This window comes from Pedobacter rhizosphaerae (genome assembly GCF_900111155.1).
GTDB classification, from domain to species: Bacteria; Bacteroidota; Bacteroidia; order Sphingobacteriales; family Sphingobacteriaceae; genus Pedobacter; species Pedobacter rhizosphaerae.
This window is the reverse complement of sequence record NZ_FOGG01000002.1, coordinates 309,933-335,826: the sequence shown is the minus strand read 5'-3', so window position 1 is coordinate 335,826 and position 25,894 is coordinate 309,933. Positions and strand designations below refer to the sequence as shown.

The 25,894-nt window shown below is 38.9% G+C and carries 15 protein-coding genes and 2 rRNA genes; 6 read left to right on the top strand and 11 right to left on the bottom strand.

Annotated features, from left to right (window positions below):
* The 3 genes from BMX11_RS02995 to BMX11_RS02985 all read left to right on the top strand — a co-directional run.
* Positions 1-261, top strand: a 23S ribosomal RNA gene (locus BMX11_RS02995); the annotation flags it as partial.
* Between the two features lie 136 nt (positions 262-397).
* A 5S ribosomal RNA gene (gene rrf, locus BMX11_RS02990) occupies positions 398-509 on the top strand.
* 595 nt (positions 510-1,104) lie between these two features.
* On the top strand, positions 1,105-2,085 hold the full coding sequence (locus BMX11_RS02985) for an acyl-ACP desaturase (RefSeq protein ID WP_090881171.1): 981 nt from the start codon (positions 1,105-1,107) through the stop codon (positions 2,083-2,085).
* Between the two features lie 55 nt (positions 2,086-2,140).
* Here BMX11_RS02985 and BMX11_RS02980 read toward each other — a convergent pair whose 3' ends face one another.
* The 8 genes from BMX11_RS02980 to BMX11_RS02945 all read right to left on the bottom strand — a co-directional run bounded on the left by BMX11_RS02980 (position 2,141) and on the right by BMX11_RS02945 (position 13,101).
* Positions 2,141-5,515 (bottom strand): methylmalonyl-CoA mutase family protein, encoded by a 3,375-nt coding sequence (locus tag BMX11_RS02980; RefSeq protein WP_090881168.1) that lies wholly within the window; start codon positions 5,513-5,515, stop codon positions 2,141-2,143.
* 142 nt (positions 5,516-5,657) lie between these two features.
* A complete protein-coding gene (gene pafA, locus BMX11_RS02975; RefSeq protein WP_090881165.1) occupies positions 5,658-7,310 on the bottom strand; it encodes an alkaline phosphatase PafA in 1,653 nt (550 codons plus the stop codon).
* A 68-nt stretch (positions 7,311-7,378) separates the two neighbouring features.
* Positions 7,379-8,668: a bifunctional folylpolyglutamate synthase/dihydrofolate synthase gene (locus tag BMX11_RS02970; RefSeq protein ID WP_090881163.1), complete on the bottom strand. Its 1,290-nt coding sequence runs from the start codon at positions 8,666-8,668 to the stop codon at positions 7,379-7,381.
* 171 nt (positions 8,669-8,839) lie between these two features.
* Positions 8,840-9,655, bottom strand: coding sequence for an energy transducer TonB (locus tag BMX11_RS02965; protein ID WP_090881159.1), 816 nt, complete (start codon positions 9,653-9,655; stop codon positions 8,840-8,842).
* On the bottom strand, positions 9,655-10,056 hold the full coding sequence (locus BMX11_RS02960; RefSeq protein ID WP_090881156.1) for an ExbD/TolR family protein: 402 nt from the start codon (positions 10,054-10,056) through the stop codon (positions 9,655-9,657). Before BMX11_RS02960 ends, BMX11_RS02965 begins: the two co-directional genes overlap by 1 nt.
* Positions 10,056-10,763: a MotA/TolQ/ExbB proton channel family protein gene (locus BMX11_RS02955; RefSeq protein WP_090881153.1), complete on the bottom strand. Its 708-nt coding sequence runs from the start codon at positions 10,761-10,763 to the stop codon at positions 10,056-10,058. The genes BMX11_RS02960 and BMX11_RS02955 overlap by 1 nt, the downstream gene beginning before the upstream one ends.
* A complete protein-coding gene (locus BMX11_RS02950; protein WP_090881150.1) occupies positions 10,763-12,235 on the bottom strand; it encodes an HU domain-containing protein in 1,473 nt (490 codons plus the stop codon). The genes BMX11_RS02955 and BMX11_RS02950 overlap by 1 nt, the downstream gene beginning before the upstream one ends.
* A gap of 263 nt (positions 12,236-12,498) precedes the next feature.
* The gene (locus BMX11_RS02945) at positions 12,499-13,101 is read right to left on the bottom strand and encodes an RNA polymerase sigma factor (RefSeq protein ID WP_090881146.1); all 603 of its coding nucleotides are present in this window, start codon (positions 13,099-13,101) and stop codon (positions 12,499-12,501) included.
* A 168-nt stretch (positions 13,102-13,269) separates the two neighbouring features.
* On the opposite strand from BMX11_RS02945, the gene BMX11_RS02940 reads away from it, so the two are divergent.
* From BMX11_RS02940 to BMX11_RS02930, 3 genes are all read left to right on the top strand, one after another.
* Positions 13,270-14,430 carry a FecR family protein gene (locus BMX11_RS02940; protein ID WP_090881143.1) on the top strand — a complete coding sequence of 387 codons (1,161 nt, stop codon included), beginning with the start codon at positions 13,270-13,272 and terminating at the stop codon, positions 14,428-14,430.
* 113 nt (positions 14,431-14,543) lie between these two features.
* The gene (locus BMX11_RS02935) at positions 14,544-18,074 is read left to right on the top strand and encodes a SusC/RagA family TonB-linked outer membrane protein (protein WP_090881141.1); all 3,531 of its coding nucleotides are present in this window, start codon (positions 14,544-14,546) and stop codon (positions 18,072-18,074) included.
* 18 nt (positions 18,075-18,092) lie between these two features.
* Positions 18,093-19,526: a RagB/SusD family nutrient uptake outer membrane protein gene (locus BMX11_RS02930; RefSeq protein ID WP_090881139.1), complete on the top strand. Its 1,434-nt coding sequence runs from the start codon at positions 18,093-18,095 to the stop codon at positions 19,524-19,526.
* Positions 19,527-19,701: 175 nt separating this feature from the next.
* Here the strand turns inward: BMX11_RS02930 and BMX11_RS02925 are convergent, their stop codons facing one another.
* From BMX11_RS02925 to BMX11_RS02915, 3 genes are all read right to left on the bottom strand, one after another.
* Positions 19,702-21,411 carry a porin family protein gene (locus tag BMX11_RS02925; RefSeq protein WP_090881136.1) on the bottom strand — a complete coding sequence of 570 codons (1,710 nt, stop codon included), beginning with the start codon at positions 21,409-21,411 and terminating at the stop codon, positions 19,702-19,704.
* 5 nt (positions 21,412-21,416) lie between these two features.
* Positions 21,417-24,440, bottom strand: a complete 3,024-nt coding sequence (locus BMX11_RS02920) for a tetratricopeptide repeat protein (RefSeq protein ID WP_090881133.1) — start codon at positions 24,438-24,440, stop codon at positions 21,417-21,419.
* A gap of 522 nt (positions 24,441-24,962) precedes the next feature.
* Positions 24,963-25,892, bottom strand: coding sequence for an aspartate carbamoyltransferase catalytic subunit (locus BMX11_RS02915; RefSeq protein ID WP_090881130.1), 930 nt, complete (start codon positions 25,890-25,892; stop codon positions 24,963-24,965).
* Positions 25,893-25,894: the final 2 nt, after the last annotated feature.

Sequence of the window (25,894 nt, the reverse complement as noted above, 5' to 3'; positions counted from 1 at the left end):
GCGTAGGAATTTTGAGTGGGGCTGACCTTAGTACGAGAGGACCGGGTTGGACTAGCCTCTAGTGAATCTGTTGTTCCGCCAGGGGCATTGCAGAGTAGCTACGCTGGGAATAGATAAGCGCTGAAAGCATCTAAGTGCGAAACTAGCCACGAGATGAGAATTCCATATAGGGCCGTAGCAGACTACTACGTTGATAGGTTATAGATGTAAAGATGGCGACATCACAGTCGAGTAATACTAATCACCCGAAGCTTTCAAAGCAACAACACGTTGTTTGCTCTTCGAAACTTAACTTCTTTCAATAATATGTCATTTAGGTTGAAAGTTATTGGTTACAGGTTTTAAGTAAGTTTACTTATCACTTGGTACTTAACACTTATCACTTAAATAAAAATCTTCAGGTGCCTATATCGGCGGTGTCCACCTCTTCCCATTCCGAACAGAGAAGTTAAGCCCGCCAGAGCCGATGGTACTGCGGTAACACGTGGGAGAGTAGGTCGGTGCCAGATCTTAAAGAGGAACCCTTCAGTTAACACTGAGGGGTTTTCTTGTTTTAAGGCAGGCTATTAAAGGTGGATGCCATGGCCTAAACTGCGTACTAAAGAAAATAAGCGTTTCTGCACCATCCACACCCAGCCATTGCGCCCAACACCTCTTACCTTACACTTTTGGTTAACATTAAGGAAAGTTAAGTAAAGGTTTTAGGCCTCTTGACCTTAAAACTTATACCTCGAACCAGTCGCTTTCAATGCTATAACTTAAGGCGAAAACTACTATGGATTTTCAATCCTGAGCCTGTCGAAAGGTAATCCATTTTAGTTTTCGACTTATTAAGAAGGTCTTGGACTACTTGTCCCGATTTCACATCGGGAAGCTCAGACAGACAGTATTTAGCTTAAGTTAACAGCATTGCAGGCGCTTTGATGAGACTCCAGACTAAGTACTTCAGACTCCAGACTAATTTTAATCCTTCCACTCATATATACCGCTCAAATGTAAGCCAGGTCACTTTTAAAACTGATTGTGTACTTAATGTGTTAATATAGCATGGTTTGCATATTATTTGGTTATCTTTGTAGGATAACAATTTTATAAGAATAACGAATGAGCTTTTTTGCACAGAAAAGAGGGGAAGTAATGGTCCATGTTGAGAAGTATATGCTCGAGATGATGGATACCTATTTGAAACCTATTGATACCAATTGGCAACCATCAGACTTCTTACCGGATTCTACCAGTGAAACATTTTATCAGGATATCCGTACTTTAAGAGAAAATGCGAAAGAACTATCTTATGATTTAGTCGCCGTATTGATTGGCGATACCATCACAGAAGAGGCTTTACCTACTTACGAGTCATGGCTAGCTATGGTTGAAGGTCCTAGTATGGCAGAAGATGGTGGTTGGATGAAATGGAACCGTCACTGGACTGCAGAAGAGAACCGCCATGGAGACTTATTAAATAAATATCTTTATCTATCTGGACGTGTTGATATGCGCCAAATGGAAATTTCTACACAATATCTGATTGCAGATGGATTTGATATTGGTACTGGACACGATCCTTACCGCAATTTTATCTATACCAGTTTTCAGGAAATGGCTACTAATATTTCACACAGAAGGGTAGCATCATTGGCTAAAAGGGATGGAGATACGCTATTATCCAGAATGTGTGGCGTTATTGCTTCTGATGAAGCTAGGCACGCTAAAGCATATAAGGATTTTATGAATCGTATTTTTGAAGTGGACCCTAATGAGGCGATGCTTGCTTTTGAGGATATGATGCGTAAGAAGATCGTAATGCCAGCTCACTTTTTGCGAGAAGTAGGCTTAAAAATCGGACAGACTTTTGGTCATTTTACTGATGCAGCTCAACGCTTAGGTGTATATACTGCTGTTGATTACGTAGAAATTATGCAACAGTTAATTGAAGATTGGAAAATTGAAGGTATGCGCGATTTGAATGAGGCTGGAGAGAAAGCACGCGATTATATCATGAACTTACCTGCTCGTTTATTACGTGTAGCTGAACGCATGAAAAACCCTACAATGGATTACAAATTTAGCTGGATTGCTGGATAAGCAGTTCGAAAAGTATATTTAAAGGCCTGTTACCATCGGTAGCAGGCCTTTTTTATTACATATTTCTGCGATATTGTCCTCCCACCTCGTACAAAGCCTTACTGATTTGTCCTAGGGAACAATATTTGCAAACTTCCATGAGTTGCTCAAAGATGTTTTCGCCAGATATGGCTGCTTTCTGAAGTTTTTTGAGGATTTCTTCAGATTGATGTGCATTTCTATCCTGAAATTTCTGGAGCGCTGAAATCTGGTATTGTTTCTCTTCCTCTGTTGCTCTGATTACCTCTCCAGGAATAATAGTTGGTGAGCCGTTCTTATTAAGGAATGTATTTACCCCTACAATTGGATATTCTCCAGTATGTTTGAGCGTTTCATAGTATAAACTTTCTTCCTGGATCTTTCCTCTTTGATACATGGTTTCCATAGCCCCTAAAACCCCACCACGATCATTGATCCGTTTAAATTCAGTTAGCACAGCCTCTTCAACTAAATCTGTAAGTTCTTCAATGATGAAAGCACCTTGCAGGGGATTTTCATTTTTAGCCAATCCCAATTCCCTGTTAATGATTAACTGGATCGCCATCGCTCTGCGTACAGATTCTTCTGTAGGTGTTGTAATGGCTTCATCGTAAGCGTTGGTATGTAGTGAGTTGCAGTTGTCGTAAATGGCATAAAGGGCCTGTAACGTAGTTCTGATATCGTTAAAATCTATCTCTTGTGCATGAAGAGATCTACCAGAGGTTTGGATATGGTATTTTAGTTTTTGCGAACGATCGTTGCCCTTATATTTATTTTTTATGGCTTTAGCCCAGATTCTTCTGGCTACGCGACCAATTACTGCATATTCAGGATCTATACCATTAGAAAAGAAGAAAGATAAATTTGGAGCAAAATCATCAATATGCATGCCTCTGCTTAAATAATATTCTACAAAAGTAAAGCCATTACTTAATGTAAAAGCCAATTGCGAAATGGGATTGGCACCAGCTTCGGCAATGTGATATCCTGATATAGAAACCGAATAGAAGTTCCTTACTTTTTGATCGATGAAATATTTCTGAATATCACCCATCATTCTTAAGGCGAATTCTGTGGAGAAGATACAGGTATTTTGTGCCTGGTCTTCTTTCAAGATGTCTGCCTGAACGGTCCCTCTAACTGTACTGATGGCTTTTGCGCGGATACCTGCATAAACATCAGCAGGTAAAACCTGATCTCCGGAAACACCCAGTAGCATTAAGCCTAAGCCATTATTGCCTTCTGGTAATTCCCCGTTGTAAGTGGGTTGAGCAATATTTTTTGCTTTGTAAATGGCGGCTATTTTAGCCTTTACATCCGCCTCTAATTGATGTTCAATAATGTATTTTTCACATTGCTGATCGATTGCTGCATTCATGAAAAAGCCCAGGAGCATTGGAGCAGGACCATTTATGGTCATGGAAACAGATGTAGATGCTGCACAGAGGTCGAAACCGGAATAAAGTTTTTTGGCATCATCTAGTGTAGCAATGCTTACACCCGAATTACCAATCTTTCCATAGATATCGGGTCTGATATGTGGATCTTCCCCATAAAGGGTAACTGAATCAAATGCGGTAGATAATCGATGTGCAGGTTGTCCTAGCGACACATAGTGGAATCGCTTATTGGTTCTCTCTGGGCCACCTTCACCCGCAAACATTCGGGTAGGGTCTTCTCCATCTCTTTTTAAAGGAAATACACCAGCAGCATATGGAAATTCTCCCGGAAGATTTTCGGTCAATAGCCAACGCAGAATATCTCCCCAATCTTCATATTTAGGCAAGGCTACTTTCGGAATACGAAGTTTAGAGAGTGATTCGTAAAATAAAGGTTGTTTGATTTCCTTATCTCTCACTTTGTAGATGAAAAATTCCTCTCTATATGCTTTTTTGGTTTCAGGCCATTGCCGAAGTAACTTTTTACATTCACCGTCTAAGAGCTCTTCATGTGAGAGGTAAGCATCATTTAAGCTTTTTATAACTTCTACAGATTGATCAGTTTCTGATAACAAATCAATAACACCTTTTAGTTGATACATTTTACCAGCAATGCCCACCTGTTTATCAACCCATTCCTGGTATCCTTTACTGGCTTCTGCAATTTCGGCTAAATAGCGAATACGATCTGGAGGGATAATGTATATTTTTTCGGATTGATCAGCAGTCAATTCCATTTTAGCTTTAAAATCAGCTCCTGTTTTAGATTTGATCTGCTGCATTAATGCAACAAAAAGGTTATTCATTCCAGGGTCATTAAATTGCGAAGCCATTGTGCCGTAAACCGGGATATCTTCTTCTCTGGCATCAAATATATTGTGATTGCGTTTGTATTGTTTACGAACATCCCTTAATGCATCCAAAGCCCCGCGTTTATCGAATTTGTTGATGGCTACTAAATCGGCAAAATCAAGCATATCAATTTTCTCCAGCTGAGTTGCCGCTCCAAATTCGGGAGTCATCACGTATAAAGAAACATCGCAATGTTCGGTAATTTCGGTATCCGACTGACCTATCCCTGATGTTTCTACAATAATTAAATCATAACCTGCAGCTTTACAGATGTCGATACTCTCTTGTACGTTCTTCGATAAGGCTAAATTGGCTTGTCGCGTGGCGAGAGAGCGCATGTAAACTCTTGGATTGTTAATGGCATTCATTCGAATGCGATCACCGAGCAAAGCTCCGCCAGTTTTCCTCTTAGAAGGATCGACGGAGATAATTGCTAGTGTTTTATCGGGTACTTCAATTAGAAATCTTCTTACGAGTTCATCCACAAGAGATGATTTTCCTGCGCCTCCTGTTCCGGTTATTCCTAATATTGGAGCGGTATTGTTAGCCGATAAACGCTTGAGTTCATTTACGAAATGCTGGGCTTTTTCCGGATCGTTTTCTGCAATAGTAATGGCTGTTGCAATGGCTTTGACTTCCTTTTTTGGGATCTCATCCAGCTCATTTTCAATGTCAGATTGGGTAATGAAATCAGTTTTTTGCAGCATATCATTAATCATTCCCTGCAAGCCCATCTTCCGGCCATCATCTGGAGAATAGATTTTAGAGATCCCGTAATTTTCAAGTTCTTCAATTTCATTGGGCAGGATTACCCCACCACCACCTGCAAATATTTTAATGTGCCCTGAACCGCGTTCATGAAGCAAATCGTACATGTATTTAAAATATTCTATATGGCCTCCCTGGTAAGAAGTCATGGCAATACCCTGAACATCTTCCTGAATGGCACAATTTACCACCTCCTCCACAGATCGGTTATGGCCTAAATGAATGACTTCGGCTCCAGATGATTGAAGAATGCGACGCATGATGTTGATTGTTGCATCATGTCCATCAAAAAGCGAAGCAGCAGTTACGAAGCGAATTTTATGTTTAGGCTTATAGATTTCTACTGGTTGCATAGCATAATAGTTAGTATGCAAATGTAGTAAAATAACCGCTTTAGCAGGTGAAGACCCTATACCGATATGGCCTTTGGTTTACGGCAATCTTCGAAACCTAATGGTACAAAAAAAGCTATGCTTGGGAGGCATAGCTTTTAAATTATTTATTGGTGATTTCTGTTATGGGTTCTCCAACGCAGCCATTTGGCATTTGGATATGTAAAAGGGCAGCCAAAGTTGCTGAAATGTCTGTCATATAGTGAGTTTTATTCGTAGCACCTGGCTTAATTCCCCAGCCCATAAATACCAATGGAATGTGCGAATCGTAAGGATTCCAGTTGCCATGTGTGGTACCTGTACTACTGCCATTAAACCAGTTAGGGTTTAAAATGTAGTAGATATCGCCACTTCTGCGGGCATTGTAGCCGTTGGTAATCATTTTTTTCTGAATTTCGGGCAATGTACTCTGAGATATTTTAGCAATATCAACTGCATTCGCCAAACCATCTAATTTCTTAAGGAATTCTATAGATGCTGCTTTGATTACATCAAAACTCACATTACCATTATCTGTTTTATCGTGATCAAAAATAATCTGGTTATTCATTGACTTTAATACCACATTATTCGCCTTAAATTTATCATTCAGATAGGCATTTAATTTGTTGGCAATCTCCCTATCGCTTACAACACCGGATGGAAGCCTGTTTTCTTTCATAAATCCAGGCACATGTGCTGCACCATGATCGGCGGTTAAGAAAACGGTGTAGTTTCCTTTACCTACTTTTTTATCTAAATAGTTGAAAAACTCTTCAATATCTTTATCTAAGCGAAGGTATGTATCTTCTACCTCGACAGAATTTGGTCCATAAGCATGTCCTACGTAATCAGTAGAAGAGCAACTCACAGCCAGGAAATCAGTAATATTGTCTGCGCCTAAATCTTCAGAAAGAATGGCCAGTTTGGCTAAATCTAAAGTGATGGTATTGCCGTAAGGCGTACTTCTAATCGCATCAAAATTTTTATCTATATTTTGTGCTAAAAGGTGAGGGAAGGTGCTGTTTTTTCCTTCATATGCATTTTCATCCTTAGTACTGTTAACGTAAGTATTAATTGGATAAAGGGTTTCCCAATTCTTGGCGTAGAATTTATTAGCCAGTTTCAATTTGTTGTAATCTGCAATCCAGGTTGGAACCTCTTTCATATAGAATGTGCTGGTAATCCAGTTTCCTGTGCTTCCCTGATACCAGTAAGCACCGTTGGCTGCATGTCCGGCAGGGAGAATAGAACCTCTGTCTTTTAAAGAAATACCAATTACCTTCCCCTTAAAGTTGGTCGCTAAACGAAGTTCATCGGTAATGGTATTGGTGAGCATGTTTTTGGGAGACATGTTTCCTTCTGAAGAAGGGGTACTTCCCACCGTGGTTACTGAACTGTCTTCTGTACAGTAAACGTTTTTCTTGCTTTGCGGATCGTACCAATCATTACCAATAATACCATGGATAGCTGGAATAGATCCTGTGTAAATGCAGGTATGTCCGCAGGCAGTGTATGTTGGCGTGTAAGGAATGAAAGTATTTTCTACAGAAAAGCCTTCATTAACCAGTCTTTTGAACCCGCCATTGGTATAGCGGTTATAGTAACGGTAAAGATAATCCCAGCGCATCTGGTCTACTACCAAACCTACTACTAATTTTGGTCTTGCAACTTCAGCAGGAAATGTTTTTGGTGCAGTTGCTTTTTTATTTTGTGCGCTGGATAAGGTAGTTGATAAAATGGACAGGGAAACAATAAGGTATGAAATTTTCTTCATTATTTTTTTGTTAAAGCGCTAAAGTAAGGATTTTAAGATGAAGAACTTTTGAAGTTTCTGTAAAGATTTTATAGCGCTTCTGCTACTACAAACGTGCTTCCGCCGATAAAAACCAAATCTTTTGCTGTTGCAGATTTTATTGCTGCCGCCTTTGCTGTAGCCACAGAGGAGTAAGTATTTCCATATAAGCCAAAGGTTGCCGCCTGTTCTTTTAGCTCTTCGGCGATTAGCCCACGCTCTAAATCTGGTTTAGCAAAATAGTAGGTGGCATTTTGGGGCAACATGGATAAAACTTTAGTAATATCTTTATCTTTCACCATGCCAAAAACAAGGTGGAGCTTATTGTATTTGGTTTCTGCAATATTTTTCAACACTTCAGCAATTCCTGCTTCATTGTGACCGGTATCGCAAATTACCAATGGATTTTTCTGCAAGGTTTGCCACCTTCCTTGTAATCCGGTTAATCTTTTTACCTGGCTTAAACCTTTATAAATATTGCTAGTATCAATTTTAAAGTCTGTTTTTTGAGCTAAAACAGTTAAGGCTTGAATAACAGTCAATATATTTTTATGCTGATAAACACCAGTTAAATCACAGATCAGGTTACTATATTTTAGCTGTCCTCCCACTAGTATAGAAAGCTGTAGTTTATTGTTTTTTAGTTTGAAATCAGCAGCTGATAAGATGCTGTCGGCAAAGACAATAGGGGCATTCATTTCTTCCGATTTGCGGATAAATACGCCTTTTGATTTATCCTGGCTTTCTCCAACAACTACGGGTGTGTTTTGCTTAATAATTCCAGCTTTTTCACCAGCAATTTCTTCTATTGTATTTCCCAGCATATTGGTATGGTCCAAACTGATATTGGTAATTACCGACAGTTCTGGCTGGATAATATTGGTAGAATCTAAACGCCCACCTAATCCCACTTCTATTACTGCAATGTCTACTTCATGCTTAGCAAAGTAATCAAAAGCCATGGCTACGGTTACCTCAAAAAAGGATGGCTCTATTTCTTCTATTTTTTTCTGTTGGGTTTTGACAAAGCTAACGACCTCTTTTTTCGCCATCATTTTACCATTTATTCGGATTCTTTCTCTGAAATCTTTCAGGTGAGGCGAGGTGTACAAGCCAGTTTTGTATCCCTGAGCCTGTAAAACAGCAGCAAGCATGTGTGAAGTAGAGCCTTTTCCATTTGTACCAGCCACGTGCAGTGTCTTAAATTTTTCCTGGGGATTCCCAAGTGCTTCGCAAAGAATAAGGGTATTGGTTAAATCTTTTTTAAAGGCAGACGCTCCTACACGGGTAAACATGGGAAGTTTACTGTATAAAAACTCAAGTGTTTGTTGGTAGTTCATAATGTTCGTCAAATATAAGTTGACTATCGCTATTATAGAACGAAATGATGAAGATTTTAAATTTATAAGACTGCAAAACAAAAACGATTCCTTAAAATGGAAACACTAATAAATTAAAAAGGCACGAGTAATGAAACTCGTGCCCTAGCCATATTTTGTGTTGATCGCCGCTTACTTTACTTTGAAGTTGAATACGACAACACCGGTTTGATTATCGCCACCCACGTCTGATTTGCTCAAAGAGGAGTTTAAAACGGCCTGGATACATTTATTAACCAACTCGGTATCAGTAATAGTAGAGCCTTTCAATTCCTGATTAGCTCTGGTAATATCACCTGCTTTATTGAAGTATATTCTGATTGCAATTTTACCCGTTTTCTGTCCGTCATCCTTCGGAATAACCAGGTTAGAAAAACGGCGTAATTCTATCGGTTTGTTGCCAAAGCCAGAACCACCAGGGCCATAATTATTAGCTAAAGGATCGCCATTAACCGAACCCTGGTTTCCCGGGGTATTGCCTGTGCCATCTCCACCACCTTGTCCGGTACTTTTCTTGCCTTTGTAGAGGGCATTTTGATTGATCACCGGCTTCGCTGGTTTTTCCTCCGTTGAAGTTGTTGGGGTAGTGGTTGTCGCTTTTTGTGGTTTGGTATTAATGCTTAAAGCTTCTTCTGTGTTTTGCGTTTGTACTTCTTTTTCGCTCGATTCTGCATTGGTTTTTTGAGTAACCTCTTGTTCTTTGGTTACTTTTTCAGGTGCCTTATTGTTGGCATTAGGATCAGCAGAAGGTTCTTCGATACTGGTATAATCATCGCCCATACCGGTTTCTGCGGTTCCATAATTTACCACCATGCCGCCCATACCTAAATCTTCTGGTGGTTGAAATGAACCAATCACAATGAAAAAGCTAATCGCAAGCAGAAAAGCCATGATTCCAGAGGAAATGGCAATTGCTTTTGGGTAGTTATTTTCTTCTTTATGAGTCATTATTTCTTAGGCTCTACAGCTAAAACAAGTTTCAATTTTAATTTGTTTGCAACATCATAGGCCACCATAATGTTCTCAGCAGGAACATTCTTAGCAACATATAAAATGATAGTCAAATCTGGCGCTAGGGCCTGGTAAGCTTCTATTGCAGATTGTAATGCCTCTGGTGTAGTTGGTTTCTTATCAACGAAATATTTGAAGTTTTCGTCTATACTTACTGTTACGGCTTTTTTCGCTGTAGATTGTTGTCCACTAGATGATTGTGGCAGTAATAGTTTTACCACCTGAGGATTTACCACAGCCGATGCCAATAGGAAAAATAGCATCAGGAAGAACATAATATCGTTTAATGCCGATGTATGTACTTCTACGCTACCTTTTGTTCTTTTGCGTAAATTCATTATTTGCCTGGTTCTTCTAATAAATCAATAAAATCTATTGCATCTGTTTCCATTTTCAAAATGATTTTTTCTACCATGATATTTAAAATGTGGTATAAAACATAAGCAATAATACCAATAATCAATCCTGTTGCAGAAGTAATCATTTTAGTATATAAACCACCTGAAATGGTTCCAATTTCAATGGCACCCTTTATAGATACCTGATGGAAGATGGTAATTACCCCCACAATAGTACCCACGAAACCCAGCATCGGTGCAATACCGGCAACAATCCCTAAAATACTGATGTTCTTTTCTAATTTAGAAACTTCCAGTTTACCTACGTTTTCAATCGCACCTTCAATATCTTTGATTGGGCGACCAATACGTTTTAAACCTTTTTGCAGCATGCGCGATAAGGGAGAATTGTTGTTTCTCAATAATGACATTGCGCCATCTAGATTGCCTGTTTGGATATAAGATCTGATTTGAACCATTAAGTTTGATTCATCTTTTGTTGCTTTCTTGATGGTTAAGTAGCGTTCAACAAAAATAATTAACGCTAAGAAGGCTAAAAATGCCAGTGGGATCATTACCCAGCCACCTTTGAAAAGCAGATCTATAAAATGTAATTCCGGAGCGGGTTGACTTAAGTTCGGATTTGCGGCTGTTGTGTCTTGTAGTGCTTGTGCAGTATCCTGAATAGTTAATAATAAATTGATCATTATGGTGTGTTGTTGTTTATCTGTTGTATATAAAATCCTTTACCTTTAAGTTTTTTCTGGAGAATGGGTAATTGTTCTTCTGCTTCTTTCCTGGTTTTGAAAGCTGCAATACTTACCTTTTTCCAGGGGCCAGTCATATTCGCAATTTTGGCATCATAGCCATTTTTTTTCATTAAATCGATATACTTCTCTGCTACTTTCTCTGTTTTATAAGCAGAAGCTATAATATGATAAGTGATCTCGCCCGTATTTACTGTAGCTTTTTCAGGCTCTTTGGCCATAACCGGCTCCGCCTGCTTAGGTGCTGTTTTCTTCAATACCGTATCAGCTACTACCTTTTGCGTTACCTGATTGGCCTTTAAGATACTATCTGTTTTAGCGATAGAATCTTGCTTGATTTTGGCGCTGTCAACCGGAACTGCATTTGAATCTATCGCTGCCGTTTGTAACGTTTCAACTGGTTTATTGCCTTCGAAGAGTGATGGTTTAACCAAATAAGCAATGGCAATAAGAATGATAACTGACAATAAGGCAATTACGATTTTTAGCCATAATGACATTCCTGTAGGTTCTTCGTGATGATAATGGTCTGCCAGAGGATCATGTCCAAAACGATTGGGATGTTCGGCATGTTGCTCTTTGATAAATTCGGGAGCCTCAATTACAGGTTCTTCCTTTACGGTGTCGTGAAGGTGGATATAAGTTTTGGGCGCTTCTGATTCAGGCTGATGCCCGAAACGGTTAGGGTGCTCCTCATGCTGCTCCTTGATGAAACCCGGAACGGCCTTTTCTTCATGCACTTGTTCTGATTCTGGGTGGTGGCCGAAATGATTCGGGTGTTCTTGATGCTGTTCCTTTACCGATTCCGGAACTTCTATAGGCTGCTCGGTATGTTTTAAGGTATTCTTAAAATCATCACGCACTTCATCCAGATCTATATTTTCGATAACCGGAAGTTTTTGTTCCGGTTTTTCAACCACCGGGCTTGCGGAAGGTGCTTCAGCTATTTCTTCATAAATATCTTCTTCTTCAGCTTTGGTTGGATCAGTTGTATCTTCAGCAGGTGCTGTTTCTGGTAGGGCAGGCAAACCATAAAATTCAGAACCATAGTTGATATCTTTTGCAGGTTCGAAACTTAATCCCTCATGCTCGGTATAAAATAAACGACCAATATTTTCTAAAACAGCTTCATGGTCTAACTCTAACTTCTTATTGGTTTCTTCTACCAACTGAGAAATATAATAATTGGCACTCTCTGCAGAAATATTTCTTTTGGCTGAAATAAAATCTGCCAAAGTATTTTCCTCTCTCAGTTCTGTAGAAAATTGCAAAGTATACCCCGGAGGTAAAAACGATTGTTTCTCCTTATCGTATCTGCCCGGGAACTTTTTTTTATAAAATGTTCCTAAACCAGTGATACCAACTTCTTTACTTTGTTGCAGAAGTTCTGAAAGGTATAATAATATATCCATTCGGGTAAAATTAAGCGTTTTTAAATTAAAAATTAAATTCTACCTCTAAATAACCTTTTGGGTGTTTTTGATACATTAAATGAAATATAGGAAACAATTTATATGTTTTTATCATGAATATTCAATGGTTTTAAAAGGGTATTCTTCTAAAGATAACGGTTACAAAGATAGAAATGGTATGTTGGCAATCAAATGTGTTTAAGAGATATAAAAGGAGATAGGTGTTTTTTAACCTAAGTATACTAAAAGATACCCTTTTATTTTTACTGATTTTGAAAAAGTATTGCCCAGAGTGCACTATAGGTTAGTGCATTCCGGATATGCTTTAAGGCAGTGGTAAGCTGATTTTCCACCGTTCTCTTCGATATGCCCAGCCTCTCGGCTATTTCTGTAATGTTTAATTGCTCCTGTCTGCTCAGCAGGTAAACCTCCCGGCAGCGTTTAGGTAACTGCTCCAGCAGGTTATTGATTTCAGAACTCAGGTCGGCTTCATTTATACGCTGCTCGCCTAAGTTGGAAATGGAGGGTTCTGATCCGGCGGGTAAAATGATTTCATTTGTTTGATAATCGTCAAGGTACACTAGCGCCTGTGTTTTCATTTGACGGCTTTTCCGGATACCGTGATAACTTGCTGCTGTAGCTACGTAACCACCGAAATAATCTATTTGGAGTGTTTTTCTTTTATTCCAGATATTCACGAATATATCATGCGCTATTTCGAGGGCGAAGGATTCATCCTTAACATACCGAAACGCAACCGCATATACTTTGGACCAATGACGCTCAAAAAGCTCATTGAAAGCATGCATATTATCCGAAGCCATTTCTTCGAATAACTGCAGATCGGTTAGTTTGGTCTTTGTCATATATTGGTTACAATAAAGCTAGGATTTAATTCCCGGAATAAAAAATAGGACAACCCATATTTGAGTATCGTAAAAAAATAATTTTCATTTTTTATATGATTTTATGTGTGTGCCTTGATTTTTATGTATCTATATAAGTAATAGCCAGATTAAACTTGTCCGAATCCCATGACTGAAGAACAGTACCTATTACTTTGTGAAAATTACTTAGCGGACAAAAGCAGTCCTGATGAGGTAGAGAAACTTCGTTCTTATCAAATCTCAAATGGCTTAGCCAATTTAGATATTGATCAAATAGAAAAGGCAAGATTACACAGTGTTTTGTTTGATCGGGTTCAGCAGAGTATTAATTTTCAGACACCTAGAAAGAAACTTTGGTTTATTATTCCTTTCTTAGATGTAGCGGCTGTATTTATTGCGGCGCTGGCTACCATTTTCTTTGTCTATCAATATCAAACAGATACGGCTGTTAATAAGGAGAATTCTCAAACCAAGCATGTTGCAAAAGTAGATAAAGACATAGCTCCTGGTAAGGCCAATGCTGTTTTGCAGCTAGCCGATGGGAGTACCATTCAACTGGAAAAGGCTGGCAACGGCTTGCTCAGTAAAAAGGGGAATTCATCCATATCCAAATCTGGAGAAGGGATCGTACTATCAGGCAAGGAAACCCATGTCGGTAACACAGAGACCGCATTGAACAAGATTGTGATTCCACGAGCTGGTAAATACAACATTACTTTATCAGATGGTACCAGGGTATGGTTAAATTCAAGTTCATCATTAAGTTTTCCTACTATTTTCTCAGGTAAGAGCCGTAAAGTGTACTTAAGTGGAGAAGCTTATTTTGAAGTAGCCAAGAACAAGCAAAAACCTTTTATAGTAGATGTAAATGGCAAGCAGGAGGTAGAGGTTTTAGGTACTCATTTTAATATTACAGCCTTTAACGAGGATAAGGATATTACTACAGCACTTTTAGAGGGGGCAGTTAGGGTAAGCGCAAATAATTTAAAGCAGATCATACATCCCGGAGAAATGGTAGTGAATAACCTGCAAAATAAGCTCAGTGTAAAGCAGGCAGATCTGGAGGAGATTATGGCTTGGAAAAACGACATGTTCATATTCAATAATGAGAATATAACCAGTGTTATGAAGAAGATTACCAGATGGTATGATGTGGATGTAGTTTATAAGGGAGACATGTCTCAGGTAAATTTTGACGGGAATTATTCCCGATCAAAAGGACTGAAAAGTTTGCTGAACAATATAGCCCTATTGGATAAAGTTCAATTTATAATTGAAGGAAGGAGGATTACTGTTATAGCACGATAAATACCAGAAAATCCAAAAACCGGAAGTGCTGCAATCACCTCCGGCTTGGGTCGGTAAGATACCGACGAGGATAAATTAAATCATTTTTTCCATAATCAATCAATCCTAACCAAATGTATAAAAATTTTACTGCACTTCAGTGCGGGGATAAGCCTTGCTATAGGCAAAAAATCCTTCTAATTATGAGACTCACAATTATATTGACCATGGCCATTTTCTTTCAGGCGCAAGCATCCGGCTTTGCGCAGAAGGTAAGCCTTGATGTCAGAAACACCCCAGTGAGAGAGGTACTTAGTCAATTAACGAAACAAACAGGATATAATTTTATCTGCGATGCAGCAGTAATGAATGGCACGGGGCCTGTTACCCTTAAAGTAAAAGATACCCAGCTGAAACAAGTGTTGGAAATCTGCTTCATTAATCAACCCATTGAACTTTTATTCGGCGATAATGCAACAATTGTTGTTAAACTTAAGCGAAAAATAGAACCTGTTCAGGTACAGCAGGTAAATATATCAGGCGTGGTTACCGATTCGAAAGGGGCCACTATGCCTGGAGTAAGCGTTTTGCTTAAAGGAACAAAGATAGGCAGTACAACAGATGCAAATGGCGCATATTTAATCAAGGCTCCTGCAGCAACTGGTACCCTGGTATTTTCTTCAATAGGTTATGTTAGTCAGGAAGTAGCCATTGCTGGTAAAACGGTCATCAATGTTTCCTTAACAGAAACGCCTCAATCATTAGGGGATGTGGTGGTAGTAGGTTACGGATCACAATCCAGAACCACAGTTACCTCATCTATTACCAAGGTAGAAGGGAAGCATATTGGAAATCAACCGGTAAGTACGCCAGGTGAGGCTTTGGCAGGTTTGGCTGCAGGTGTTCAGGTTCAATCCGATCAGGGTGGTAAGCCAGGAGCTGCACCAACAATCCGGGTTCGGGGGGTAAGTTCGCTAAGTTCATCAAATGATCCTTTGTATGTAGTTGATGGATATCCATTGGAAACAGCTGCGAATTTTAATTTGATCAATCCAAGTGATATCGAATCCATTGAAGTATTAAAGGATGCCGCATCCGCCGCAATTTATGGATCAAGAGCTGCTAATGGTGTGGTTTTGGTTACTACTAAAAGAGGTAAAGCAGGTAAAACTGTATTCTCCGTTTCTGCATACACTGGTATTCAAGAAGTAGACAGATACATTGATGTGCTGTCTAAAGATCAGTATGTACAGCAAGTAAAGGCATTAAGCCGGATTAAAAATTTACAATACCCCGCAATTTTAGATGGTGATATTTCTAATCTTCCTGATGTAGATTGGCAAAAGGAAATTTTCAGAACAGCACCCATCAGAAGTTTTGAATTCAATGCTTCTGGAGGTAGTGAAAAAGTGCGTTTTAGTGCGTCTGCGGGTATCTTTAAGCAAAAAGGGGTGTTAATCGGAACCGAATATACCCGTTACAATACGCGCTTAAATCTGGATGCAGACATTGTTAAAAATGTAAAATTTGGATTTTCAGTTTCTCCATCTTATGCAGAGCAATACAGGCAGCCATCTTCTGGTCAGGCCAGCGGTGCAGGAGCAAATCCCAACGATTTTATTATTGGCGTACCAGGTTTAGTGGCAGATTTGAATTTGCCAAGTCCATTGAATCAGGCTTTAACATTTCAACCTATTGTACCGGTGTATAGGGCAAACGGCGATTTTGCGCAGCCTTATGATCGTGAACTAAACTATAATCTCTCGCCAACAGCGGTATTCTCGGCATCTAATTTTTATAATCCTGTTGGGATACTTAGTTTATCAGTTAATCGATCCAGAGCGTTTAGAACCTTAAGTAACGCCTTTATAGAATATGCCCCACTGCCAGGTTTAAAGCTGAAAACCTATATTGGTGCAACTTTGGAAAATGAGCAGGTTCATGGTTATATACCAGGGTCAATGGCTTACAGCTCTGCACCTACAGCATCTAATTCAAGTCCACAGTTGGCAGGTATTTTCGCATCAGACAATGTGCGTAATAGTTTCGACTGGGTTTGGGAAAATACGGCTACTTATGATAAGCAAATAGGGAAACATCATTTTAATGTGTTAGGATTATTCTCTGCACAGAAATATGAATCACAAATTAATTATACAGCGGGCCTACCCGGAACATTTATCACTACAGCGGTTCAAAGTCCTTTGGCCTCACCAAATACGGTAGGTACTGAACTTTTCGACGCAAATACATTTGTTTCTTACGCAGGTAGGCTTACTTACGATTATAATAAAAAATACTTGTTTACGGCCGCTGTACGTCAGGATGGTTCATCCCGTTTTGGGTCAAATAACAAATTCGCCGTTTTTCCATCCTTCTCATTGGGCTGGAGATTGGCTGAAGAACCATTTTTGAAGGAAGCATTATTGAAAATAGGGATTAACGAGTTTAAGCTTAGAGGAGGTTATGGACGTACCGGAAACGCAAACATCGGAAGTTTCACTTATATAAATTCCATTGCCTTAAACAGGAATTATGCTTCTGGGAACGCCAGGATTTTTGGTACACAACAAACAGGTTTTGCTAATCCTGATTTAACGTGGGAAAAGAATGATCAAACTAGTATCGGTACGGATATCGGACTATTGCAAAACAAAATCGTGTTCACATTCGACTATTTCATCAGAAACTCGAACGGCATGTTGCTGAATAAGGCCCTGCCACTGGCTATTGGTTATACTTCATCGTTGCAATCCAGTGTTTATAACTCATCCTATCAGGCTAACCTTGGAAAGTTGCAAAATAAAGGGTTCGAATTTACCGCCAATACCAATTTCAAACTGGGAGCGGTAACCTGGAATGCTAACGCTAACTTCTCTACCTATAAAACCAAGGTTTTAGATTTAGGTGGTCCGAGTGCATTACCAGCTGTTAGAGCAATTAACGGGTGGAATAACGTATACCAGGTTAAAGTTGGCGATCCTTTGGGGATTATGTATGGCTACGAAATTATCGGGGTATTTAAAAATGCCAGTGATTTAGCCAATAATCCAAAAGTGACTACCGGAAACAGCATTGGAGATTCTATGATTAAAGATCAGAACGGCGATGGCAAAATTGATGTTAATGATGTTACCCAATTGGGGCATGGTTTACCAGATTTTACTTACGGATTAACCAACACATTTCAATATAAAAACTTTGACTTGAGTATCCTGGTTCAAGGTGTTCAGGGGGTAAATATCATCAATGGAAATAACCGCCAAACCATAACTGGTAATCACAATCAAAACTCATTGGCTAAATATTTTAATAACTATTTTGATCCTGCATTCCCTGATAGAGAGGTGCTTTATGGAAGTCCAATCGCAACGGGAGCATTGCCTGGAGCTGCATTAACGAACCTGGCTGTAGAAAATGGATCATACCTGCGTGTTAGGAATATTACTTTAGGTTATCGGTTGAACGAGAGTTTTTTACGTAAAATTTCGCTGCAATCTGCCAGACTTTATGTAACCGCTCAGAACCCTTTCCTGATCACTAAATATTCTGGTTATAACCCTGAAGCGAATATCATGGGAGGCGACCCTACCACACCAGGTGTAGATCAGGGAACTTACCCTACGGCCCGCACCATTATTATAGGTATCAATTTTGGATTTTAATAGCCCTAAACAAAGATCATGAAAACTAAAAATATAATTATATGCAGTATATCCATGCTAATGTTAAGTATGGTTATTACTTCCTGTAAAAAATCCTTTGTCGAACTCACTCCAAAGGGGATTATTCCGGTTAATACTTTTTACGCAACCGAGATAGATATTAAATCGGCCTTAACTGGCGCATACAGTAGTCTTCGCCCTATTTATAACGAGCAATATGGCTTCGGAGAACTGCCTTCGGATAACGCACAAACGTATGGGGAAAGCGAGGTGTTGTATGGTGAACAGGATAAACTGACATGGACTGCGGTATCTACAAACTTGCAGAATGCCTGGGCAAGGTTCTACGCCACTATTTCTTATGCAAACATTGTACTTGATCATGTAAATACTCCTGTAATGTCTGCTGCTAACCGCAATGGTTATATTGGTCAGGCTAAATTTCTCAGAGCATTAATGTACTTCAATTTAGTAAGGATGTATGGAGGTGTACCGCTTGTACTGAATGAAATCACCGCTGAGGAACAGGCTTATACCTACAACAGAGCGTCAGTTCAAGAGGTATATGCGCAGATTGAAAAGGATTTGACCGAAGCTGCTGCCGTATTACCAGCTAGTTATACGGGCCAGGATATTGGTCGCGCAACCAGCATTGCTGCCAATGCGCTTTTGGGGAAAGTACTAATGTTTGAGAAAAAGTTTACACAAGCAGAACCAGTTTTAGCGAGTGTTGCAGCAACGGCGGGTACTTTGCTTCCTTACGATCAGGTTTTTGGTCTTGGAAAAGATAATAACAAGGATATAATTTTTGCTGTGCAATATCTGGGAGGTGGTTTTGGCGAGGGCAATACCTTTGCCAGAAGCTTTGTTCCACAGCCATCGGGTACAACCATTACAGCCGTAACCGGTAACAGTAATAATAGCGGAACAAAAGATCTGTACGATACGTTTGAACCAGGAGATAACCGCTTGAATACGGCTATAGGTGTTTACAGTGCCGGTACCTTAGTATATTATTACGCGAAGAAATTTATTTACCAAAGCGTAGGGGCTAATAGTGAAGGAGATAACGATTGGCCGGTTCTACGTTATGCCGATGTTATTTTACTCTATGCAGAAGTGTTAAATGAAAACGGGAAAACCAATGAAGCTTTAACACAGCTTAATCTTGTCCGTTCCAGATCTAATCTTGCTCCCAAACTTGGCTTATCGCAAACCGATGCCAGGACAACGATTTATCACGAGAGAAGGGTAGAGCTTTGTTTTGAAGGTGAGAGATGGTTTGACTTGAACAGATGGGGGATTATGGTGGCCACAATGCAAGCGCATAAAACCAACTATGTTTCTGCTAACGGGCAAATCGGTAATGTGGTGGCTACATTAGCCCTTTATCCTATTCCACAAAGGGAGCGACAATTAAACCCTAAACTCACACAGAACCCGGGTTATTGAGCCATTCTTAATAGTGAACAATGTGAGATGTTATTAATGGAAGATGAACACATCGAAATAGTTTCATTCCAAAGTACAATAACATCTGATCTTTAAAACGAAAAGCACCTTTAATATTTAAAGGTGCTTTTTCGTTGATTAGGCATACTACTGCCTGAAGGATTGTTTATGGAACTTAAAATGAATAAGTTAATCCTCCGAAAATATTGAAACCATTTACCTGGTAATATAAGTACTTGCTGTAGTTGGTGTTTAAGATATTGTTAGCCTTTGCAAATACGGAGAACTTATTGTTGATTCTGTAATCTGCACCTAAGCCTAAATCTACAAAACCTTTAACGGTTACGATAGATTCAATATTTGGATTTGGTACTACATAAAGCAAAGGATTTACAGGCTTATCTACGTTTACTTTGGCTTTTACATCATCCTGAATGACTACTCCAGCATTAAAGCTTAACTTTTTGTTGTAGGTATAGCTGAAATTAGAACTCACTTTTAAACCGGGTTTGAACCAGCTATAGGTCTCAGATGCAGGCTTCCAATCGTCTATATTAAGTTTACCTGTCCATTTTAAGGCATCGCTCACCTGAACGGAAATTTCTCCTTCTAAACCTGTAAGTTTGGTTTTTCCGAAATCATAAATCACATCAAACTTGTTGAAGTTATCGAAGTTATTAACGAATAAAGGCATATCATCAAACTGTTTGATATAAAGACGGGCTTTGTAACCAAAACCTGGCCCACCAGTACCTTTAATTCCGGCACTGATACTTAATTTCTCTACTGTATTTTTAACCAGGATATTATTGTTTAACCATGGATTTTCATCAGTAAAACTTTTCAATGAATTTCTGTTCACATCTCCTTTAACTTCCCCGAAAACCTGTAAGTAATCTGGAATTAAAGTAAAGTCTGCGGTTACAGCAGGGAATAGTTTGGTACTGCTAAATGCACCAAACTCCTGAACGAAATTGATTCCCGCAGTAACCTTGGCCCCTTTAACTTGTAAACGGATATACGGATTTAAACGGAGCAGGTTATTTCCAACACTGGTTAAAGCATCTTTTGTACTGCCAAATTCAGTAGAGGCAGCTAACCCTAAGTTAAATGAGCTGATCCTTTTGTTTAAATAACCATTTAAAGTAAAATAGTTTTCCTTCGCATCAAATTTGTCGCTCCATAAATAACCATTGGCCTTGAGGGCATAACTGAAAGCGTCCGGATCTTCTACATAGTTTTTAACCAGTTCTCCTTCTACTTCCAGGAAATTTAGGGCTTGCTTCTCAGGATTTGGATTTAAAGCTGGATTGGCATTATCAATTCCATAGAAATACGTTCCATTGCGTTCAAAATTGATACGGCCACTAACTGTATTTTCTTCTAAAATGCTACGGCCAAATAAGCTCAGTTGTTGAGTACTGCTATTTTGCTTATTTAGCTTTCCTTCCTGAGAAAAATGTTTGAAATAACCACCGAATTGCAGTCCTTCATCTCTACCGTTGTTGATGTAAACTTCTCCCAGTAGCGTAGCTAAGGAACCGAAACCACCCTTTACATAATTGTTGATCAACTCATATTGTTTCTCATCAACCAAGGCCTGCGCCTGTAACTTCTGAATATCACTGTTGAGTTCTAATTTTCTATCGGTTACACTGTAATTTAAGCGGGCTTTATAGATTTTAACGTCATCCAGATTTGGACTTCTCCTTAATTTTACCGCTTCAGCAAGGATAGGTTTATACGGACGTACTACTTCAATTTCTTCACTTACTGTTGATTTTTCCTTTTCCTTCTCTTCCGCTTTTTTATCCTGCGCCTGTGCAGACATTAATCCAACAGCTAAAAAAAACAGTGAACTATATATATATTTAATCGACTTCATAATTTCTACTTCTTCTTGTTTAGTTTTTCAAGTTTTTCTTTGGCTGTAGGGATAATATCATCCTTACCTTCGTAATTATCAATGATACTTAGAAGCGTGCTTTTTGCCTGTAGATTATCTTTTAAGGCAACATAATTATCAGACAACAGGATAAACGCTTTAGCTACCCAGTAATCATAAGAAGCCATGTTGTTGATCAGGTCAAAACAGGTTTTAGAAGAGGTTTTGTAATCACCTTTCATATATTCTAAGAAGGCCAGATTGTATTTTGCCTCGGCAGCAGCAATGGTTTTAGTTTTGGCCACTACGTTCTTAAATTCTTTTACCGCTGTGGTAGTATCTCCCTTTAATAAATAGGCTTTACCCGAATATAAACCAGAACTGTTTTTTTCTTCTTCAGATGCTTTTTCTGATTCTTTGGTCAGCTGTGCATATTTCAACATGTCATCAGGCATATTTAAAGCAGTGTATGCTTTTAGTAAGTTATTGATGGCATAGCTATAATGCGCTTTGTAATCTGTTGTGGTTTCTAATCTTTTTAAGTATACAATAGCTTCGTTGTACTTTTTCTGATCTAAAAATACTTTAGAGATGCTTAACAATGAACGTTCAGTATAATCACTGGTCCAGTCATTGAGGATAAATTCATAATCGGCAATGGCTTCATCCGCTCTGCCCAGTTTAACTAAAGATTCAGCTCTAATGAATTTGGCTTCCTTCTCATGGATCGCTTTAGGAAATTTATCAAAATAAGCATTAATGGCTGAAAAAGCACCATTGGCATCACCTTTTAAGTATAGGTTATTTGCTGCAGCAAAAACAATGTTGTCTTGTTCTGCATTGGAGTAATTACCTAGTGGGGTTGTTCCTGCGTAGGCGATAAATCCATTGGCATCACCTTTGTCTACGTAAATGTTTTTAATTGATTCCAGGGCTTGCTTAGCTTCATCAGCACTTGGATAATCGCGAATAACCTTTTTAAATGATTCTAAAGCCGCCTCGTCCTGATCCTGGTTGTATTGAACCAAGCCAATGGTTACCAGTGCTTTAGGTACATAACTGCTATGAGGATATTTAGCCACCAGTTCAACTAAATCTGACTTCGATTTATCGAAATCTCCTTTAGTAAAATAAGTATAAGCGGTTTCGAAGCCTGCATCATCTGCATAGTTTGAGTTTGGAAACTGCTTCAACAAAGCCTGCATAGTCGCGATTTTTGTATCGTGCTGGTTTTCCAATCCCTGGATCATTCCTTTTTGAAACAGGGCATAATCTTCTGCACTATTTTTACGGCTGATGATTTTATTGTAGTTCGCCATCGCATCACCATAGCTCTTATTCACAAAGTAAGAATCGGCTAAACGGATGGTTGCATCATCAATAGTTTTCTGGTCTTTATCGTTTCCTGCTAAAAATTTCTCGAAGTAATTGGCCGCTTTACTGTATTTCTCATCTTCAAAAGCTGCATAAGCTAAGGCATAGTTAGCAAAATTGTAAACGCCGGTTTTATCAGCGTCAGGCATTTTTAAGAACTTTTCGAATGTACTCACTGCCTCTCCAAATTTACGCAGTTCATACATCGATTCGGCTTTCCAATAAGTACTTAATGCACTGATTTCAGTGTCTTCAGGAAATTTCTCTGAACGTAAGAACATGGATAATGCATTTGGAAAAGCACGCTCATTATAAAACTCTAACCCACGGAAATAAGTTACCTTTTGATAGGCTTCTTTAGCCTCCAGGTTTTTATCCGGAATAGGCTCCAGAATATCAACAGCTGCCTGATAGTTTTTAGTGGTTAATAAAACTTCTCCTAAAAGGGTTTTAGCCTCATTGATTTTTCTTGAACGTGGAAACTGTTTTAAGAAACCTTGTGTGGCATCCAATGCTTGTTGGTGAAACTCAAGTTCATAACTTAATTTAGCATAGTTTAACCAGGCTTCTTCCTGAATACCTTTGTCGAATTCTAAACGTGATGCCCTGAAGAATGCACTTTGGGCCTTTGGTTTATCACCAAGCTGGATGAAGGCCTTACCCAGCGTATGCATACCGTTTTGCAGATAAACATCATCTGTGTTCAGTTTTTCTAAAACAGCTACAGATTCTTTGTATTTTTTATTCTGGAATAATGAATAACCATATTGGTAGATGAAAAGGTTGTTTTTAGTCTCGCTTTTATCTTTGGCATAATATTCAGCAAAATATTTTTCAGCGTTCTTAAACTCAGATTTAGCAAAATAAGAAGCTGCAACCAAACTTAACATTTCAGGTTCGAACTGTTGTTTTGTTTTTTGCATAATTGGTAGCGCATATTCGATTACATCGTCATAACGCTCATCCAGGTAATACATCGAGGTGATGTAATAAGGATAACTGGCTTCATAAGTAGGGGAGCCCTTTAACTTTTCAAAGTTAGCCAGTGCGGTTTTGTATTCCTTATTTAAGTAATTTATATAGGCAAAATAATAGGTTGCACTTTCCTGAAAATCTCCCTTTTCTTTCTTAACGGCTTCGAATAATGGCTCTGCCTTTTCATAATCTTGTTGCATGAAATAAGCATAGCCTTGTTTAAACTGATATTCGGTACGCTGTTTAGCCGAAAGCATGGAAGGATCAGTTTTTTCAAACCATTCTAGTGCTTTTTTATAGTTTTTTTGGTTGAAATACGATTTACCAACATGAAAATAGGCCAGTTTGGTATTGGGATTTAAGGGATAATCGCGGATAAAAGACTGAAACAAACTTTCAGCATCACTATTATTGAGTTCTAATGCACAAACGGCAGCATAGAACTTGGCATTTTCTTTTAAGGTAGATAATTCTGAGTTACTTTCTGTTTGGGTAGAAGGCTTATAACGTTGTAGCTCAACAAGTTTAAATTGCTGAGATGCGGCAGTGTATTTCTCTTTATCTAGTAACTCTAAGCCCGTTTGGTAGTTTTTATTCAGGGTTTGCACAGCGCTAACCTGCGCATGCGTGCTTATGCTTCCTGCTACTAATAGCGGAACGAGTAAGTATTTTCTTTGCATCGGTTTCAAATATGGTTGGTACTAAATTAGAAATAGTATCAATGCTTATCAACAGAAATAATTAACATCTGTTAATAACACAGTTTTAACGAAAGGATTTTAGAATTGGTATTGGCATTTTGCGAATGTGGAAAAAAGAGGGAGGGGTGTTTAATTGTTGAACTGTTTAATTGCTTAATTGTTGTCTAGCAAGAGACCTAATTTTGTTTAAACTCTATTAATAAGCTCACCAATAAAGCAATAGAACAGTCAGTTAGTCGATTAAACAGTTAAACGATTAGACAGCTCACCACTTCACTAACTCACCGTTAGAGCAATAGAACAGTCAGTTAGTCAATTAAACAGTTAGCGGATTAAGCAATTAAACAATAGAGCAATGGTAATTTGAATCAGTTAGTCGATTAAACAATTAAGCCCTTAGTCAACTAACCAGCTCACCACTTCACCAATTCACCGTTTAAGCGATTGAACAGTCAGTTAGTCAATTAAACAGTTAAACGATTAGACATTTAAACAATACAACTACCCTTGGCTTGCCAGTAAATAAAGCACGGCCATTCTTACCGCAACCCCATTTTCTACCTGATCAAGTATGATAGACTGTTTGCTATCTGCCACGTCGCTGGTAATTTCTACGCCGCGGTTAATTGGGCCCGGGTGCATCACGATAATTTCTTTGTCGAGGTTATCCAGAATCTGTTTGTTTAAACCATACATTAAGGCATATTCTCTTAGTGAGGGGAAGTATTTAATATCCTGGCGTTCCAGCTGAATGCGTAGCATGTTGGCTACATCGCACCAGTTGAGGGCTTTAATGAGGTTATGCTCTACCTTAACACCCAATTGATGGATATGCTTTGGAATAAGCGTTGTTGGTCCACATACCATTACCTCTGCACCTAATCGCTGCAAGCAAAGAATATTAGAAATGGCTACCCGCGAATGAAGAATATCGCCTACAATAACCACTTTTTTACCTGCTACATCGCCCAGTTTTTGGCGTATGGAGAATGCATCCAATAAGGCCTGAGTAGGGTGTTCGTGGGCACCATCGCCGGCATTTACAATTTGTGCTTTAACATGTTTACTTAAAAACTGACCAGCACCTGCGTAAGGATGGCGCATTACCACCATATCAACCTTCATGGAAAGGATGTTGTTTACCGTATCAATTAAGGTTTCTCCCTTGCTTACCGAAGATGACGAAGCTGCAAAATTAACCACATCAGCAGAAAGCCTTTTTTCTGCAAGTTCGAAAGAAAGTTTAGTTCTGGTAGAGTTTTCGAAGAATATATTGGCAATAGTAATATCGCGTAGTGAAGGCACTTTTTTAATCGGCCTGTTAATCACTTCTTTGAAATTATCTGCAGTTTCGAAAATTAACTCAATATCATTCCGATTAATGTCTTTAATGCCTAAAAGATGTCGGGTTGATAGTTTTTCTGCTGCCATTT

Excerpts from the sequence above, each read along its gene's own strand:
- BMX11_RS02930 (WP_090881139.1), top strand. The coding sequence starts at position 18,093 with ATGAAAACTAAAAATATAATTATATGCAGTATATCCATGCTAATGTTA.
- BMX11_RS02960 (WP_090881156.1), bottom strand. The coding sequence starts at position 10,056 with ATGAATTTACGCAAAAGAACAAAAGGTAGCGTAGAAGTACATACATCG.
- BMX11_RS02955 (WP_090881153.1), bottom strand. The coding sequence starts at position 10,763 with ATGATCAATTTATTATTAACTATTCAGGATACTGCACAAGCACTACAA.
- BMX11_RS02985 (WP_090881171.1), top strand. The coding sequence starts at position 1,105 with ATGAGCTTTTTTGCACAGAAAAGAGGGGAAGTAATGGTCCATGTTGAG.
- BMX11_RS02920 (WP_090881133.1), bottom strand. The coding sequence starts at position 24,440 with ATGCAAAGAAAATACTTACTCGTTCCGCTATTAGTAGCAGGAAGCATA.
- BMX11_RS02915 (WP_090881130.1), bottom strand. The coding sequence starts at position 25,892 with ATGGCAGCAGAAAAACTATCAACCCGACATCTTTTAGGCATTAAAGAC.
- BMX11_RS02935 (WP_090881141.1), top strand. The coding sequence starts at position 14,544 with ATGTATAAAAATTTTACTGCACTTCAGTGCGGGGATAAGCCTTGCTAT.
- BMX11_RS02950 (WP_090881150.1), bottom strand. The coding sequence starts at position 12,235 with ATGGATATATTATTATACCTTTCAGAACTTCTGCAACAAAGTAAAGAA.
- BMX11_RS02940 (WP_090881143.1), top strand. The coding sequence starts at position 13,270 with ATGACTGAAGAACAGTACCTATTACTTTGTGAAAATTACTTAGCGGAC.
- pafA (WP_090881165.1), bottom strand. The coding sequence starts at position 7,310 with ATGAAGAAAATTTCATACCTTATTGTTTCCCTGTCCATTTTATCAACT.
- BMX11_RS02970 (WP_090881163.1), bottom strand. The coding sequence starts at position 8,668 with ATGAACTACCAACAAACACTTGAGTTTTTATACAGTAAACTTCCCATG.
- BMX11_RS02980 (WP_090881168.1), bottom strand. The coding sequence starts at position 5,515 with ATGCAACCAGTAGAAATCTATAAGCCTAAACATAAAATTCGCTTCGTA.
- BMX11_RS02925 (WP_090881136.1), bottom strand. The coding sequence starts at position 21,411 with ATGAAGTCGATTAAATATATATATAGTTCACTGTTTTTTTTAGCTGTT.
- BMX11_RS02965 (WP_090881159.1), bottom strand. The coding sequence starts at position 9,655 with ATGACTCATAAAGAAGAAAATAACTACCCAAAAGCAATTGCCATTTCC.
- BMX11_RS02945 (WP_090881146.1), bottom strand. The coding sequence starts at position 13,101 with ATGACAAAGACCAAACTAACCGATCTGCAGTTATTCGAAGAAATGGCT.